This window comes from Kitasatospora griseola (genome assembly GCF_014648555.1).
Lineage (GTDB): Bacteria > Actinomycetota > Actinomycetes > Streptomycetales > Streptomycetaceae > Kitasatospora > Kitasatospora griseola.
Map to the genome: position 1 here is coordinate 86,783 of NZ_BMRI01000012.1, position 13,779 is coordinate 100,561.

The following is a 13,779-nucleotide window of genomic DNA, read 5'->3' on the forward strand; positions in this document are numbered from 1 at the left end:
TGCCGCGCTCGCTGGACGACGTCGACGCCTCCGTGATCAACGGCAACTACGCGCTCGGCGCCGGCCTCAAGCCGGCCAGCGACGCGCTGGCGATCGAGAAGGCCCAGGGCAACCCGTACGCCAACATCCTGGCCGTCAAGAAGGGCCACGAGAGCGACCCGCGGGTCAAGAAGCTCGCCGAGCTGCTGCACTCCGACGCCGTCAAGAAGTACATCGCCGACAACTTCCAGGGCGCCGTCATCCCCGCGTTCTGAGCCGCACCCTGAATCACGCTCAGCCCCCACGGTGCCCCCGGCCTCCCCGCCGGGGGCACCGCGCTGACGAGCCGTGAGAGACGGAACAGGTACGCTGACACGCCCGATCAAGGGCGGGCGTACGGTGTGTCCACGACCCGGCGAGGAGAGACGGCAATGGTTGCGAACTTCCCCGAGACAGCCATCAGCACCGACCGGCTGCTGCTGCGCGCCCTTGAGGAGCAGGACGCCCCCGGCCTGACCGCGATGCTCTCCGACGAACTCGTCCAGACCTGGACCGGACACCCCTGGCCCTACACCCGGGCCGACGCCGAGGACCTGATCGGCCGTCAGGCGCCGGAACGCCGCGCCCTCGGGCGCGGAATCGTTTTCGCCGTCACCGAACACCTCACCCAGCGCCTGGTCGGACTCCTCGAACTCGACCGCACCGACTGGCACCTGCGCGCCACCGAGATCCGCTTCGTCACCGCCCCCTGGGCCCGCGGCGAGGGCTACGCCCCCGAAGCCGTCCTCGGCACCGCCCAGTGGCTGTTCGAGGACCGCGGCTTCCAGCGCCTCGAACTGCGCACCGCCGCCGGCAACACCGCCGCCCAGCAGGTCGCCCAGAAGACCGGAGCGATCAGCGAAGGCGTGCTGCGCAACGCCGCGATAGTCCGCGGCGGTGAATGGGGCCCCGGGCCGGAGGAGCACACCGACCTGATCGTGTGGAGCCTGCTCCCCGAGGACCTCGACCCGCCCGAACCCGCCCACCCCGCCGACCAGCCCCACGCCCTGCGCCACTGAACGCGCCCCGGGCGCGCGCCACTGCTCCGCACCACCCCCGCCAGGCGGTAGCCTCTGCCGAGGGAACGCCGACGAACGCGATCGGCTTCCACCAGGGGCGGAACACGGCATAGGGAGAACAGCCGCAGATGGCTGACCGGATCACGGTCATCGGGTGGGACGGCACACCACTGACCCAGGCAGCCGCCGGCGCACTCGCCGCAGCCACCCTGGTCGCCGGAGCGGGCTACCAGCTCGCCGCCCTCCCCGTCCCGGAACGCGCCGAACGCATCGGCCTCGCCGACCTGCGGGCCGCCGCCCGCCGCCTCGCCGACCACCGCGGCACCGCCGTCGTCGTCGCCGAGGGCGACCCCGGCTTCTTCGGCGTCGTCCGCACCCTGCGCAGCCCCGAGTACGGCCTCGAACTCGAAGTGCTGCCCGCCGTCTCCTCGGTGGCGGCCGCCTTCGCCCGGGCCGGCATGCCCTGGGAGGACGCCCAGGTGGTCTCCGCGCACGGCGGACGACTGCGCCGCGCCGCCAACGTCTGCCGCGCCCATCCCAAGGTCGCCGTCCTCACCACCGCCGACGCCGGACCCAGCGAACTCGCCCTGATGCTCCGCGGCGTGCCCCGCACCTTCGTGGTCTGCGAAGCCCTCGGCACCCCCGAGGAGGACGTCACCGTCCTCACCTCCGAACGCGTCCCCGACCACGACTGGCGCGACCCCTCCGTCGTCCTGGTCATCGGCAACGTCCCGCCCGCCGAGGCCGCCGCCGGCTGGCTGGCCGGCAAACCCCTCGACCACCCCGGACCGCAGCGCGGCTGGGCACTCCCCAACCGGGCGTACGCCGGCGCGGACGCCGACACCAGGCGCCCCCGCGCACTGCCCCCGCACGTCCGCGCGCTGGCGCTCGCCCGCCTCGCGCCCACCCCCGGCGACCTGCTGTGGACCGTCGGCGCCGGCGACGGCGCCCTCGCCGTCGAGGCCGCCCGGTTCGGCGCCGCCGTGGTCGCCGTCGAGGCCGAACCCGCCGACTGCGTCCGGATCACCGCCAACGCCCGCAAGGCCGGCGTCGAGATCGAGACCGCCACCGGCACCGGACCCGACGTCCTCGGCGTCCTCCCCGAACCCGACGCCGTCGCCGTCGAACACGGCGGTCCCGCCATGGTCCGCGCCGTCGTCGCCCGCAAACCCGAACGCGTCGTCGCCGTCGCCCGCAGCCTCGCCGAAGCCGGCGAGACCCGGCAGATCCTCGACACTGCCGGCTACCGCACCGACGGCCTGCTGCTCCAGTCCGCCCCCCTGCGCGCCGAACCGGCCGGCGGCGCCGGACCCTCCTTCGGGCGCGGCGACTACACGCTGCTGATCTGGGGCGAACCGCAGGACTGACCGCGGGACGGACTCCACCCCCGCGACCGTGGCTGGTACCCGCCCGCACCCGCCTGCCCGCGGACCGCACACGACTGACCGTCAGACCTCGACGGTACGGTGATCCCCGTCGCATCCGGACACGGTTTCGAGAACGGTCCGGCCGCGGCCGGTAGGGTTTCCCCGGGGCGCAATCCGTCACGGCAGCACCGTGTCCGATTCGGCATGAATACCACCGATTTGACGCGCTGCAACCCGAACAGCCCGCTTCGCGGGCATTCGACGTGGTGCGCACCCGCCCGGAAGAATGCCGTGAGGGTCCGAAAGCGGCCGCGCCGTCGTGCCGGTTGCCCGGGGCTGTCGTTGTTTCTGATGGCACGCCACCCCTGAGGGTGACGACCGATGGAGTACGGGACGGGTCGGTGCGGCTCCGCCCCGGCGAAGTGGGCGGGACCCTCCGGGACACCCGCCGAGGACGCGCAAGCGGCCTGGAAGGAGCATTGACATGACCGACGGCGGCCACGCCCCCCACGCCGGTCCCCTCGCGCCCGAAACCGGGCCCGGCGGACCCGTCCCGGAGCACCACCTCGGCGCGCCCCTTCCGCCTGCCGCAGCCGGATGGCACGGCGAACAGCGGCCCGCGTACACCTTCCTCGACCAGCCCGACGGCGACGAGGACGACGACGTGCTGCTGATGCCCGCCCCGCAGACCGCCTGGGGCGACGCCGTGCACGGCACCGTCGAGGCCGCGGAGCAGGCCGACGCCGACGCTGCTGCCGCCGGTGACGCCGGGCAGGCTGCCGAGCAGCCGCCCGGCACCCCCGTCGCGCCGTCCTGGCCGCCGCTCGCCCCGCCCGTGCTGACCACGGAGCCGGCGGCCGAGCAGGCCGTCGAGGCGCCCGCCGCGACTCCGGTCGCCGCGCCGGCGGCGGAGAGCGCCCCGGCCGTCGGCGTCCCGCAGGCGCAGCCCGCCGCCGCGCCGCTCCTGACGCCTCCCCAGCAGCGCCGACCGCTGCACGCCGGGCCGCCGATCCCGGACCCGTCGCTGATGACCGGTCACGTCCCGGTCCGCTCGCTGGCCGACCGCGGCCCGTCCACCCCCGGCGGCACGCCCGCGTTCGGGGTGCCGATCGTCACCGCCGAAACGGTGCAGCAGTCGCAGCCGGTGCAGCCGCAGGCCGCGCCGGCCCCGCAGGTCCAGGCGGCGCCGACCGCCGTGCAGGCCGTGCCGGTGCCCGCGCCGGTGCAGCCGCAGGTGGTGGAGGCCGCCGCAGCCGCGGCCGTCGCCGAGACGGCTGCGCCCGCCGCGCCCGTCGAGGACGCGCCCGCAGTGGCTGCTGCCGAGCCGGAGGCCGCCGCCGCGCAGCCGATCGCCGTCGAACCGGTGGCCGCCGAGCCGATCGTGGTCGCTCCCGTGGTGGCCGAGTCGGCACCCGCCGCCGGTGAGGCCCCCGTGGAGCCGGAGGCTGTCGTGGTCGCCGCGCCCGCTGCGCCCGCCGCCGGCCTGATGCCCGTCTTCGTGGAGCCGGTCGAGCCCGCCGCCCCCGCGCCCGTCGCTGAGGCTCCCGTCGCTGAGGCTCCGGTCGCAGAGGCTCCGGCAGCGGAGCAGCCCGTGGTGGCCGAGCCCGCCGCGGCCGAGCCGGTGGCCGAGGCACCCGCCTCCGACGCACCCGCCGCCGAGCCGGCTCCGGCGGACCCGCCGGCTGCCGAGGCGCTCGTCACCGAAGCGCCGGTCGAGCCTGCCGCAGCTGTGGCGGAGACGCCCGCCGTCGCCGAGCCCGAGGTCAAGGCCGAGGTCCAGGCCGAGGAGCCCGTCGCGGCCGAGCCGGTGGCGGTCGAGCCGGTTGTCGCCGAGGCGGCCGACGCGCCGTCGGAGCCGCAGGCCGAGACCGCTGCCGCCGTTGACGTCCCGTCGGCCGAGCAGCCGGCGGCCCCGACCGTCGAGCAGCCCGCCGAGCAGCCTGCTGAGCAGTCCGCGCCGCAGGCGGCCGAGGCGGAGACGCCCGAGGGCGAGGCCGCGGCACAGCCGATCCCCGCGCAGGCCACGAAATCGGCCGGTCGGGGTGCGCACCGCCGCATCTCGGCGTTCCTCGCCGCGCCCGCCGGGCTGCCGATCCTGGAGCCGCAGACCGTCGCCGAGTCGCAGCCCGCTGCCGAGGCCGCCGAGCCTGCCGAGGTCGTCGAGCCTGCTGACGTCACCGAGGCCGCCGAGGTCGTCGAGGAGGCGAAGGCCGCCGAGCCCGTCCAGGCAGCGGAGGCCGAGACCCCGGCCGCGACCGCCGTCGAGACGCCGGAGCCTGCCGTCGCCGAGGCCCCCGCTGAGCCCGAGGCCACGCCGCAGCCCGTCGAGGCCGAGGCCCCTGCCGAGCCGACCGAGGCCGAGGCCCCTGCCGAGCCCGAGGCCGAGATCGACGCAGCCGCCGAGCCCAAGGCCGCAGCCGACACCGAAGCGGACGCCGACACCGAAGCCGCCGTCGCGGAGAACCCCGAGACCCCCGACACCCCCGACGCCCCCGAGGAGGACCGCGGCCCCGCCGCGCCCGGGTACGACGAGGCCGGGCGGGACGCCGTGCACCAGGTGATCCGGGAGCGGCGGGACATCCGCAACGGCTTCCGGCCGGACCCGATTCCGCACGAGGTGCTGATCCGGGTGCTGGAGGCGGCGCACACCGCGCCGAGCGTCGGCTACTCGCAGCCGTGGGACTTCGTGGTGATCCGGTCCGCGAAGACCCGCCGGAAGATGCACGAGCTGGCGGAGCGTCAGCGCGAGGCGTTCGCGGACTCGCTGCCCAAGGGCCGGGCGAAGCAGTTCAAGGAAATCAAGATCGAGGCGATCCTCGAAACGCCGGTCAACATCGTGGTGACGGCCGACCGCACCCGCGGCGGCCGGCACACGCTGGGCCGGCACACCCAGCCGCAGATGGCCCCGTACTCGGCGGCCCTCGCGGTGGAGAACCTGTGGCTGGCCGCCCGCGCCGAGGGGCTGGGCGTCGGCTGGGTGAGCTTCTTCGACGAGGAGGAGCTGGTCCGCGAGCTCGGCCTGCCCGAGCACCTGGAGGTCGTCGCCTACCTGTGCGTCGGCTTCGTGGACGCGTTCCCGGACGAGCCGGAGCTGGAGCAGCAGGGCTGGGCGAAGAAGCGCCCGCTGTCCTGGGTGGTGCACGAGGAGCAGTACGGCAACCGCGCGCTGCCCGGCGAGGAGCCGCACGACCTGCTGTCCGACACGCTGCGCGGCATCCGCCCGCTGGACGCCAAGGCGCTCGGCGAGGCGTGGGACCGGCAGAAGCGGATGACCAAGCCCGCCGGCTCGCTCGGCGTGCTGGAGATCATCGCGGCGCAGCTGTCCGGTCTGGCCCGCAAGTGCCCGCCGCCGATCCCGGAGCCGGGCTGCGTGGCGGTCTTCGCCGGCGACCACGGGGTGCACGCCCAGGGCGTGACGCCGTGGCCGCAGGAGGTCACCGCGCAGATGGTCGGGAACTTCCTGGCCGGGGGAGCGGTGGTCAACGCGTTCGCCGCGCAGATCGGCACCGAGGTGTGCGTGGTCGACGTCGGCGTGGCCGCCGAGCTGCCGGACGCCATCCAGCAGGGCCGCACCACCGGCCTGCTGCCGCGCAAGGTCAAGCCCGGCACCGACGACATGACGCAGGGCCCGGCGATGAGCCGGGACGAGGCGATCCGCGCCATCGAGGTCGGCATCGAGACCGCCCGCGACCTGGTCGCGGCCGGCAACAAGGTGCTGATCACCGGCGACATGGGCATCGCCAACACCACCGCCTCCGCCGCGCTGATCTCGGTGTTCACCGACACCGACCCGGCCGAGGTGACCGGTCGCGGCACCGGCATCGACGACACCACCCACGCCCGCAAGGTCGAGGTGATCCGGCAGGCCCTGGAGCTGCACAAGCCGGACCCGGCCGACCCGATCGGCGTGCTCGCCGCCGTCGGCGGGCTGGAGCACGCCGCTATCGCCGGCTTCCTGCTCGGCGCGGCCTCGCTGCGCATCCCGGTGATCCTGGACGGCGTGATCGCCGGCTCGGCCGCGCTGGTCGCCAAGGCCATCGCGCCGGAGGTGCTGGCCGCCTGCATCGCCGGGCACCGTTCCGCCGAGCCGGGCCACCAGGCCGCGCTCGCCAGGCTCGGCCTGCGCCCGCTGATCGACCTGGACCTGCGGCTCGGCGAGGGCACCGGTGCCCTGCTCGCCCTGCCGCTGGTGCAGAGCGCCGCCCGGGCGATGCACGATGTAGCCACCTTCGACTCCGCCGGAGTCACCGAGAAGGCCTGATCCACCGGCGTCCGACCCGTCCCCGCTGCCGAAGCGGGGGCGGCCCGCCCGACGTCCCGTAGCCGGCCCGAGGGCGGGCCGGCTACGGCGCTCCCCGCACCGCCGCCCACCCAGGAGCTGCTCCCGATGACCGCGCCGCACCCGCACCCGTCCACCCAGGGCCTCACCCCGTACCCCGTCGGGCTGCTGCTGGCCGGCCGCCGCGTCGTGGTGATCGGCGGCGGCCAGGTCGCCCAGCGCCGACTGCCCGCGCTGATCGCCGCCGGCGCCGACCTGCACCTGATATCCCCGGCCACCACCCCCGCCGTCTCCGCGATGGCCGACGCCGGTGAACTGACCTGGCACCAGCGTCCGTACGCGGACGGCGACCTGGCCGACACCTGGTACGTGCTGGTCGCCACCGACGACCCGGACGTCAACACCGCGGTCTCCGCCGAGGCCGAACGCCTGCGGGTGTTCTGCTCCCGCAGCGACGACGCCTCCGCCGCCACCGCCTGGACGCCCGCCTCCGGCCACGACGCCGGCGCGACCGTCGCCGTGCTCACCGGCGACCCCCGGCACTCCGCCGCCCTCCGCGACTCCATCGTCGCCGGCCTGCGCGACGGCTCCCTCGCCGCCCGCCAGTACCGCGCCCGTGGCGCGGGCGTCGCCCTGGTCGGCGGCGGCCCCGGCGACCCCGACCTGATCACGGTGCGCGGCCGCCGACTCCTCGCCGACGCCGACGTGGTGGTCGCCGACCGGCTCGCCCCGCGCGAACTGCTCGCCGAACTCCCGCCGCACGTCGAGGTGATCGACGCCTCGAAGATCCCCTACGGCCGGTACATGGCACAGGAGGCGATCAACCAGACCCTGATCGACCACGCCAAGGCCGGCAAGTTCGTGGTCCGCCTCAAGGGCGGCGACCCGTACGTCTTCGGCCGCGGCGGCGAGGAACTGCTCGCCTGCCTGGACGCGGGCGTGCCCGTCACCGTCGTCCCCGGCATCTCCTCCTCGATCAGCGTCCCGGCCGCCGCCGGCATCCCCGTCACCCACCGCGGCCTCACCCACGAGTTCACCGTCATCTCCGGCCACGTCGGCCCCGGCGACCGCTCCCTCACCAACTGGCAGGCCGTCGCCGGCATGACCGGCACCCTGGTCCTGCTGATGGCCGTTGACAAGATCGCCACCATCGCCGCGGAGCTCATCGCCCACGGCCGCCCCGGCGACACCCCCGTCGCCGTCGTCCAGGAGGGCACCACCAGCGCCCAGCGCCGCATCGACGCCACCCTCGCCACCATCGGCGAGACCGTCCTCACGGAGGGCATCAAGCCGCCGGCGGTGATCGTCATCGGCGACGTGGTGAACATCCTGGGCTAGAGGCTGAGGGATCAAGGGAGCCCGACAGGGGCTCGGGGAACGGCGAGGCCGGGTCCGCGGTTGGTCATGGGGGCTCAGTGCGTGCCGAAGTTTCGGGCCCCGCCGTAAGGCCCGCCCTCGCGACTCCCCCCACGTGCGAAAATCGTCCAATGTCCGAGCCCATCACCGTCACCGACGCCGCCGACCCCCGGCTGAGCGACTACACCGACCTCACCGACGTCGAACTGCGGCGTCGGCGCGAACCGGCCGAAGGCCTTTTCATCGCGGAGGGCGAGAAGGTGATCCGCCGCGCCCTCGCGGCGGGCTTCCGGATGCGGTCGATGCTGCTCACCGCGAAGTGGCTGGGCGTGATGGGCGACGTGATCGCCGAGACCGACGCTCCCGTGCACCTGGTGGAGCCGGCCCTCGCCGAGCAGGTCACCGGCTACCACGTGCACCGCGGCGCCCTCGCCTCGATGGAGCGCAAGCCCCTCCCGACGGCCGCCGAAGTCCTCGACGGCGCACGCCGGGTGGCCGTGCTGGAGGGCCTGGTCGACCACACCAACCTCGGCGCGATCTTCCGCTCCGCGGCCGCTCTCGGCATGGACGCCGTGCTGCTCTCCCCGGACTGCGCCGACCCGCTCTACCGCCGCGCCGTCAAGACGTCCATGGGCGCGGTGTTCTCCGTCCCGTACGCCCGCCTCGACCCGTGGCCGGACTCGCTCGCCGCCGTCCGCGCGGCCGGGTTCGAACTCCTCGCCCTCACCCCGTCCGGCGCCGAGGACTTCACCGTCGCCAAGTCCCACCTGCTGCCCCGGGCGGCCCTGATGCTGGGCGCCGAGGGCGACGGCCTCACCCCGAAGGCGCTCGCCGCCGCCGACCAGCGGGTGCGCATCCCGATGGCGCACGGCATCGACTCGCTGAACGTCGGGGCCGCCGCCGCGATCGCGTTCTACGCGGTGAACCACGGCTGACTCCCGCCCCCGCCAGGGGAGTTGAGACTCGGCGCGGATCTGCGGTAGACATGCCGCCATGATCACCGACCGCACCGTGGCGCTGCGCCGCCTCACCCTCCCCGGCTACCGGGGCCCACTGCTGCTGGCCGCCCTGCTGGCCGTCCTGGCGGTGAGGCCCGACGGTGCGCTGCACAGCGGGGTGGCCGTGGCCGGTGCCATCGGCGGCATGATCGGGTCGGTGCTCGTGATGGTCCCGCCGATGGCGGTCATGTTCCTGCCGGTGGCGCTCCCGTTCCTGCTGGTCGGTGTGCTGGTGGTCGGTGCGACGATCACCAAGCCGTTCACCTGGCCGCACCGCCCCGGCACCAGCGCACTGCTCGGCCTTGCGCTGGGCTGCGCCGCCGTCATAGTGGGTCTCAGCGTCCCCGGCGAGGACTACGCCTTCCTCGGTGCCGGCGGGTTCACGCTGGTCGGCCTGCCGCTTGCCTGGCTGCTGTGGCACCAGTGGCCGGTCGCCCGGGACGGCGCCAACCCTGCGGGCCGTTGGCGTTGGGCGGTCGCTCCGCTGCTGGTCGCCGCCACCGTGCTGACGGCCACCCAGACCGACCCCACCGAGGCCCGTTTCGCGCTGGCCCGCCCGGCCCTGACCGACTGGGCCGAGCACGCCCTGGCCACCGGCACGGCCGACCCGGACTGGGTCGCGGGCTACCTGCTCACCGAGACCGAACTCGCCGACGGCGGTGCGAAGTTCGCCATCGGCGGCGGCGGCCTGTTCGGTGACCACGGCTACGTGTACTTCCCGCCCGGCACCACCCCGCCCGCCTCCCGGTACTATCACTCGCTGGGCGACGGCTGGTACAGCTGGGACGACAGCGACCACTTCTAGAGAGCCGCCAGCACCGCCTCGTCGGCCCCGTCCAGCACGAACCCGTTGTCGAAGCGCACCCGGACCGACAAGCGCGGCCCCCGCACCTGGAACGCCTCCCAGTGCGGCGTCAACTTGGCGATCTCGCCCTCCAGTTGCTTGAGGCTCTCGGCGGGCATGGTGTGCCCGTAGTCGTCGTGCAGCGCCCGCAGCCGCTCGTACTCGCGGACCTCCTCGGGCGCCGCCACCTCCCCGACCACGTGCTCGACGGTGCCCTCGACGCCCGCCCCCAGCAGCAGGACGCCCACGGGCTCCCCGCTCCCGGACGCGTCCCCCAGCTCCACGTCCACCACCAGCTTGACGCGCACTCCCGCGACCAGCGTCATCGCTCCGTACCTCCCGGTCTCGCCCGATTTTCCGCGGATCATTATCCGCCGTGACCGGCCGATGACCCGTCAGGCTGCCCGGCGGGCCGCCGCCGGCGGCGATATCGGCTGCGGGGCCGGCCGCCGCGGATCGTGGTGGCGACGGCCCGTCAGGTCGCCGACGCGCAGCACCAGATCGGGGGACGGGGGAGCGGGCCAGATCGTCAGGCGGTGCTCCTCGACGGCGCGGGCGGCGGTGTCGGTCTCCCGGCCGCGGTCGCGGCCCCGGGTCTGCACCCGGACCCGGTACCAGCCGCGGCCCGCGTGCGCGAGGTTGCCGGCCTCGGCGACGTCCACGCCGTCCCAGGCGCGCAGGTGCAGCTCGCCGCTGCTGTACAGGGAGAGCTCCACCGCGCTCTCCCACTCCGGCCCGGGCTCCGCGGGCCGCTCGGCCGCGCGCTCCACGCCGAGCCGGATCAGGCCGGTGTGGGTGCCGCACAGCACCGTCAGGTGGTCCGGGCACCCGGCCGCCACCCCGTTGCCGTGGAAGAGCCGGGCCAGCGCGTGCGCGTCCCAGCCGTCCGGCAGCTCCGGGCCGTACAGGAAATACTGGCAGTACGCGACATGCATCGCGTCGGTCGTCCACATCATGCGGCACATGCTCCCGCCGGGCACTGACAGACCGTCACCGGCAGTTGAGCTCGGGCCGGATCCCTCAGTTCCCGGACACGCCCGAGCCCGGCCAGGACTCCTCCAGGCCGCCGTCCGGGCGGACGGTGTAGCGGGTCGAGGAGACCGCGCCGGTGCGGTCCACCCGCTCCTCGCGGATCAGCGCGCCGTTCTCCACCCGCCACACCGCTCCCGCCTCCGGGTTCGCGGTGGACGCCCGGCCGGCGATCAGCACCGGGGCGTCGCCGGTGAAGCCGTACAGCTGCACCAGGTCGACGGGGACGGAGCCCTCCACCCGGCGCAGCACCACCAGTGCCGCCGGGGCGTCCCGGAAGCGGGCGGGCAGCACCGCGGACAGCGTGACGGGCGCGCCCGCGTCGGTCGAGCGGCCGTCGTGGAGCTGGATCGCCGGGCCGCCGGACGGGTCCGGGTAGCTGCGGTTGGGCCAGTCCGCGGCGGGCGGGCTGCCGAGTGCCGGGCCGAGGCCGGAGCCGCTGCGGCCGACCGTGTTCAGGCTGTCCACCGCCAGCGTCGCGCCCGTGGTCGGCTTCACCGGGGCGGTCACGGTCGGCTGCGGAAGGCCGTGGGTGGAGCGGTTCTCGCAGCCCTGCGCGATCGCGATGGCCAGCGCCACACCGAGCGTGACGGTGACGAACACCACCAGCCGCTGGCGCATCAGCCGCTGACGGGCCGTCGGCCGGGCAGGGCCCGCGGGACGCCCGGGCGGGGGAGTGCGGTCGCGGCCGGGCAGCGGGGTGCGCTCCCGCCCGGCGGGGGCGGCGGGCCGACGCTCGCGCACCGTGTCGCCGTCCCGGACCGGACGCCGCACCCGCTCGGTCCGGGCCTCCGGGTGCACCTCCTGCCGGGGCATCGCGGACGCGGCCGCCACAGGCCGTCCGCCCGGGGCCGCCGGCGCGCCGTCGGCAGCCGGCGCCGGCACCGGGCGGACGGCGGGGCGGACGGGCGGCGCACCGGCCGCAGCGCGCGGGCTGTCGGCGGCCGGTCGCCGGACGGCGCCGGGCACCGGGGCGCCCTGCGGGCCGGCCGCGCGACGCGGCGGAGCACCGTCCGGTCGGGCACCCGCCGCGCCCTCGGCCGGGGCGGCCTGCGCGGACCGCTCCTCGGCCCGGGCCGCGGCCCGGGCGGCCCGGCCGCCGACGCCGCGTGCGGCGAGTTCGCTCAGGCGCTCGTGCAGGGCGGCGGCCGGCGGGCGTTCGGACGGCTCCTTGGCCAGGCAGGCCCGCACCAGCGGCGCCAGCACCGGCGGAATCCCGGACAGGTCCGGCTCCTCGTGCACCACCCGGTACAGCATCACCTCGGACGAGGCGCCCGACCCGAACGGCGACTCCCCGGTCAGCGCGAACGCCAGCGTGGCCCCGAACGCGAACACGTCGGTGGCGGGCGTCACCGCCGCGCCGCGCACCTGCTCGGGCGCGAGGAAGCCCGGCGAGCCGACCGCCGTGCCGACGTGGGTGAGCGTGGACGCGCCGCGCGACCAGGCGATGCCGAAGTCGATGATCCGCGGGCCCTTGGGGGAGAGCAGGATGTTGGACGGCTTGAGGTCGCGGTGCACCACCCCGGCCTCGTGCACCTTCACCAGCCCGTCGGCCAGCGCCGCGCCGATCCGCGCGGCGTCCGGCCAGGCCAGCGTGCCCTCCTCGGAGACCTGCTTGTACAGCGACGGCCCGGGCACGTACGCGGTGGCCAGCCACGGGCGGTCGGCCTCGATGTCGGAGCCCATCACCCGGGCCGTGCAGCCGCCGCGGATCCGGGAGGCCGCCGCGATCTCCCGGGCGAACCGGGTGCGGAACTCGGCGTCCTCGGCGAGTTCGGCGCGGATCAGCTTCAGCGCGACCCGCTGCCCCTTCCGGTCCGAACCCAGGAAGACCACGCCCATCCCGCCGGCGCCCAGCCGCCGGTGCAGCCGGTACGGGCCGACGATGCGGGGGTCCTCACGCCGCAGCCGCATCATTGCCATTTGCCCGTACCCGTTCCCGTTCCGTCAGCCTGTGGGGTGAGGCCCCGTCGGATTGGGGCATCGTCAGACAACTGTCTCGGCACAGCTTACGGACAGGCGGCGGCCCCGTGCTGACACGCAACACACGAACCGCCGGTCGGATGGTCAGATCGCAGGTGTCGGCGCACCGTCAGACCCCCTGCCCCGCAGGGAATTCGGCCACCCCCCAAGGGGTGCTGTCAGGGTCGCCTAAGGGGTCCGCGCACTCCGGTGTCCGACTCCAGGTGTACGTCACCCCGCTCCTCCTCCTACCAGCGGAGGCGATCGGAACGGTACGACGGCATGACGACCCGGACAGCCGCCCCGCCTACCGTTGTTCACAGCGAGGACGGCCCCGCTCGTCCCCCGAGAAGAACCGTCCTCGCTGCCAAGCAGCACGACCTGTTCCCCGACCCGACCGCAGCACCGCAGCCCGCAGGAGCACAGCAGACATGGCACCGCTCGACCGAGCCCTTCGCCGCCGGCCCCTGTCCCCGCACTCCGCGGAGACCCGGCACCCGATGGTCGCCCTTGCCATCGCCCTGCCCTGCGCGATCCTGCTGATGGCCCTGTTCGGGGCGTGGGACCAACTGGCGACCCAGACCCAGGCGGTCGCCGATCTGATCGGGCGCTGACCCCCCATGGGGTAGGGGTCTTCGCGCCGGCCCGGAGCAACCCTCATCACGTCGTGGACGGACGAAATGAGTGGCGCAGGCTGCAGCTCCGGCCAACCCGGTGGCCGGGAACGACACGTCGGTGAGGGCGTGCCGTTCCCGGCCACTCCCATGTCCGCCCTGCCCCCGACATGCGAAGAGCCGCCGTCCGAAACCGGACGGCGGCTCTCAACTGTGGTGCGCGATACTGGGATTGAACCAGTGACCCCTACCGTGTCAAGGTAGTGCTCTCCCGCTGAGCTAATCGCGCGGGG

At 75.1% G+C, this 13,779-nt stretch carries 11 protein-coding genes and 1 tRNA gene; 8 read left to right on the forward strand and 4 right to left on the reverse strand.

Annotation, left to right across the window (positions count from 1 at the left end; genetic code table 11):
• From IEZ12_RS38560 to IEZ12_RS17515, 7 genes are all read left to right on the forward strand, one after another.
• A partial coding sequence (locus tag IEZ12_RS38560) for a MetQ/NlpA family ABC transporter substrate-binding protein (RefSeq protein WP_229847626.1) occupies positions 1 to 254 on the forward strand: 254 nt, incomplete at its 5' end.
• Positions 255 to 410: 156 nt separating this feature from the next.
• Complete coding sequence (locus tag IEZ12_RS17490; protein ID WP_189272848.1) at positions 411 to 1,037, forward strand: GNAT family N-acetyltransferase; 627 nt, start codon at positions 411 to 413, stop codon at positions 1,035 to 1,037.
• A gap of 128 nt (positions 1,038 to 1,165) precedes the next feature.
• Positions 1,166 to 2,404 (forward strand): precorrin-6y C5,15-methyltransferase (decarboxylating) subunit CbiE, encoded by a 1,239-nt coding sequence (cbiE, locus tag IEZ12_RS17495; protein WP_189272849.1) that lies wholly within the window; start codon positions 1,166 to 1,168, stop codon positions 2,402 to 2,404.
• 484 nt (positions 2,405 to 2,888) lie between these two features.
• Positions 2,889 to 6,665 (forward strand): nicotinate-nucleotide--dimethylbenzimidazole phosphoribosyltransferase, encoded by a 3,777-nt coding sequence (cobT, locus tag IEZ12_RS17500; protein WP_189272850.1) that lies wholly within the window; start codon positions 2,889 to 2,891, stop codon positions 6,663 to 6,665.
• Positions 6,666 to 6,791: 126 nt separating this feature from the next.
• Entirely contained in the window at positions 6,792 to 8,021 is a 1,230-nt protein-coding gene (gene cobA / locus IEZ12_RS17505; protein WP_189272851.1) for a uroporphyrinogen-III C-methyltransferase, read from the forward strand.
• Positions 8,022 to 8,170: 149 nt separating this feature from the next.
• The gene (locus IEZ12_RS17510) at positions 8,171 to 8,974 is read left to right on the forward strand and encodes a TrmH family RNA methyltransferase (protein ID WP_189272852.1); all 804 of its coding nucleotides are present in this window, start codon (positions 8,171 to 8,173) and stop codon (positions 8,972 to 8,974) included.
• Positions 8,975 to 9,032: 58 nt separating this feature from the next.
• Complete coding sequence (locus IEZ12_RS17515; protein WP_189272853.1) at positions 9,033 to 9,842, forward strand: hypothetical protein; 810 nt, start codon at positions 9,033 to 9,035, stop codon at positions 9,840 to 9,842.
• Here IEZ12_RS17515 and IEZ12_RS17520 read toward each other — a convergent pair.
• The 3 genes from IEZ12_RS17520 to IEZ12_RS17530 all read right to left on the reverse strand — a co-directional run bounded on the left by IEZ12_RS17520 (position 9,839) and on the right by IEZ12_RS17530 (position 12,833).
• Positions 9,839 to 10,207: a hypothetical protein gene (locus IEZ12_RS17520; protein WP_189272854.1), complete on the reverse strand. Its 369-nt coding sequence runs from the start codon at positions 10,205 to 10,207 to the stop codon at positions 9,839 to 9,841. The two genes, IEZ12_RS17515 and IEZ12_RS17520, sit on opposite strands and share 4 nt — an antisense overlap.
• A 69-nt stretch (positions 10,208 to 10,276) precedes the next feature.
• Positions 10,277 to 10,837, reverse strand: coding sequence for a hypothetical protein (locus IEZ12_RS17525; RefSeq protein WP_189272855.1), 561 nt, complete (start codon positions 10,835 to 10,837; stop codon positions 10,277 to 10,279).
• 64 nt (positions 10,838 to 10,901) lie between these two features.
• Positions 10,902 to 12,833 (reverse strand): serine/threonine-protein kinase, encoded by a 1,932-nt coding sequence (locus IEZ12_RS17530; protein WP_373295487.1) that lies wholly within the window; start codon positions 12,831 to 12,833, stop codon positions 10,902 to 10,904.
• 470 nt (positions 12,834 to 13,303) lie between these two features.
• On the opposite strand from IEZ12_RS17530, the gene IEZ12_RS17535 reads away from it, so the two are divergent.
• On the forward strand, positions 13,304 to 13,486 hold the full coding sequence (locus IEZ12_RS17535) for a hypothetical protein (RefSeq protein ID WP_100585058.1): 183 nt from the start codon (positions 13,304 to 13,306) through the stop codon (positions 13,484 to 13,486).
• Positions 13,487 to 13,700: 214 nt separating this feature from the next.
• Here the strand turns inward: IEZ12_RS17535 and IEZ12_RS17540 are convergent.
• Positions 13,701 to 13,775: transfer RNA gene (locus IEZ12_RS17540), tRNA-Val, on the reverse strand.
• Positions 13,776 to 13,779: the final 4 nt, after the last annotated feature.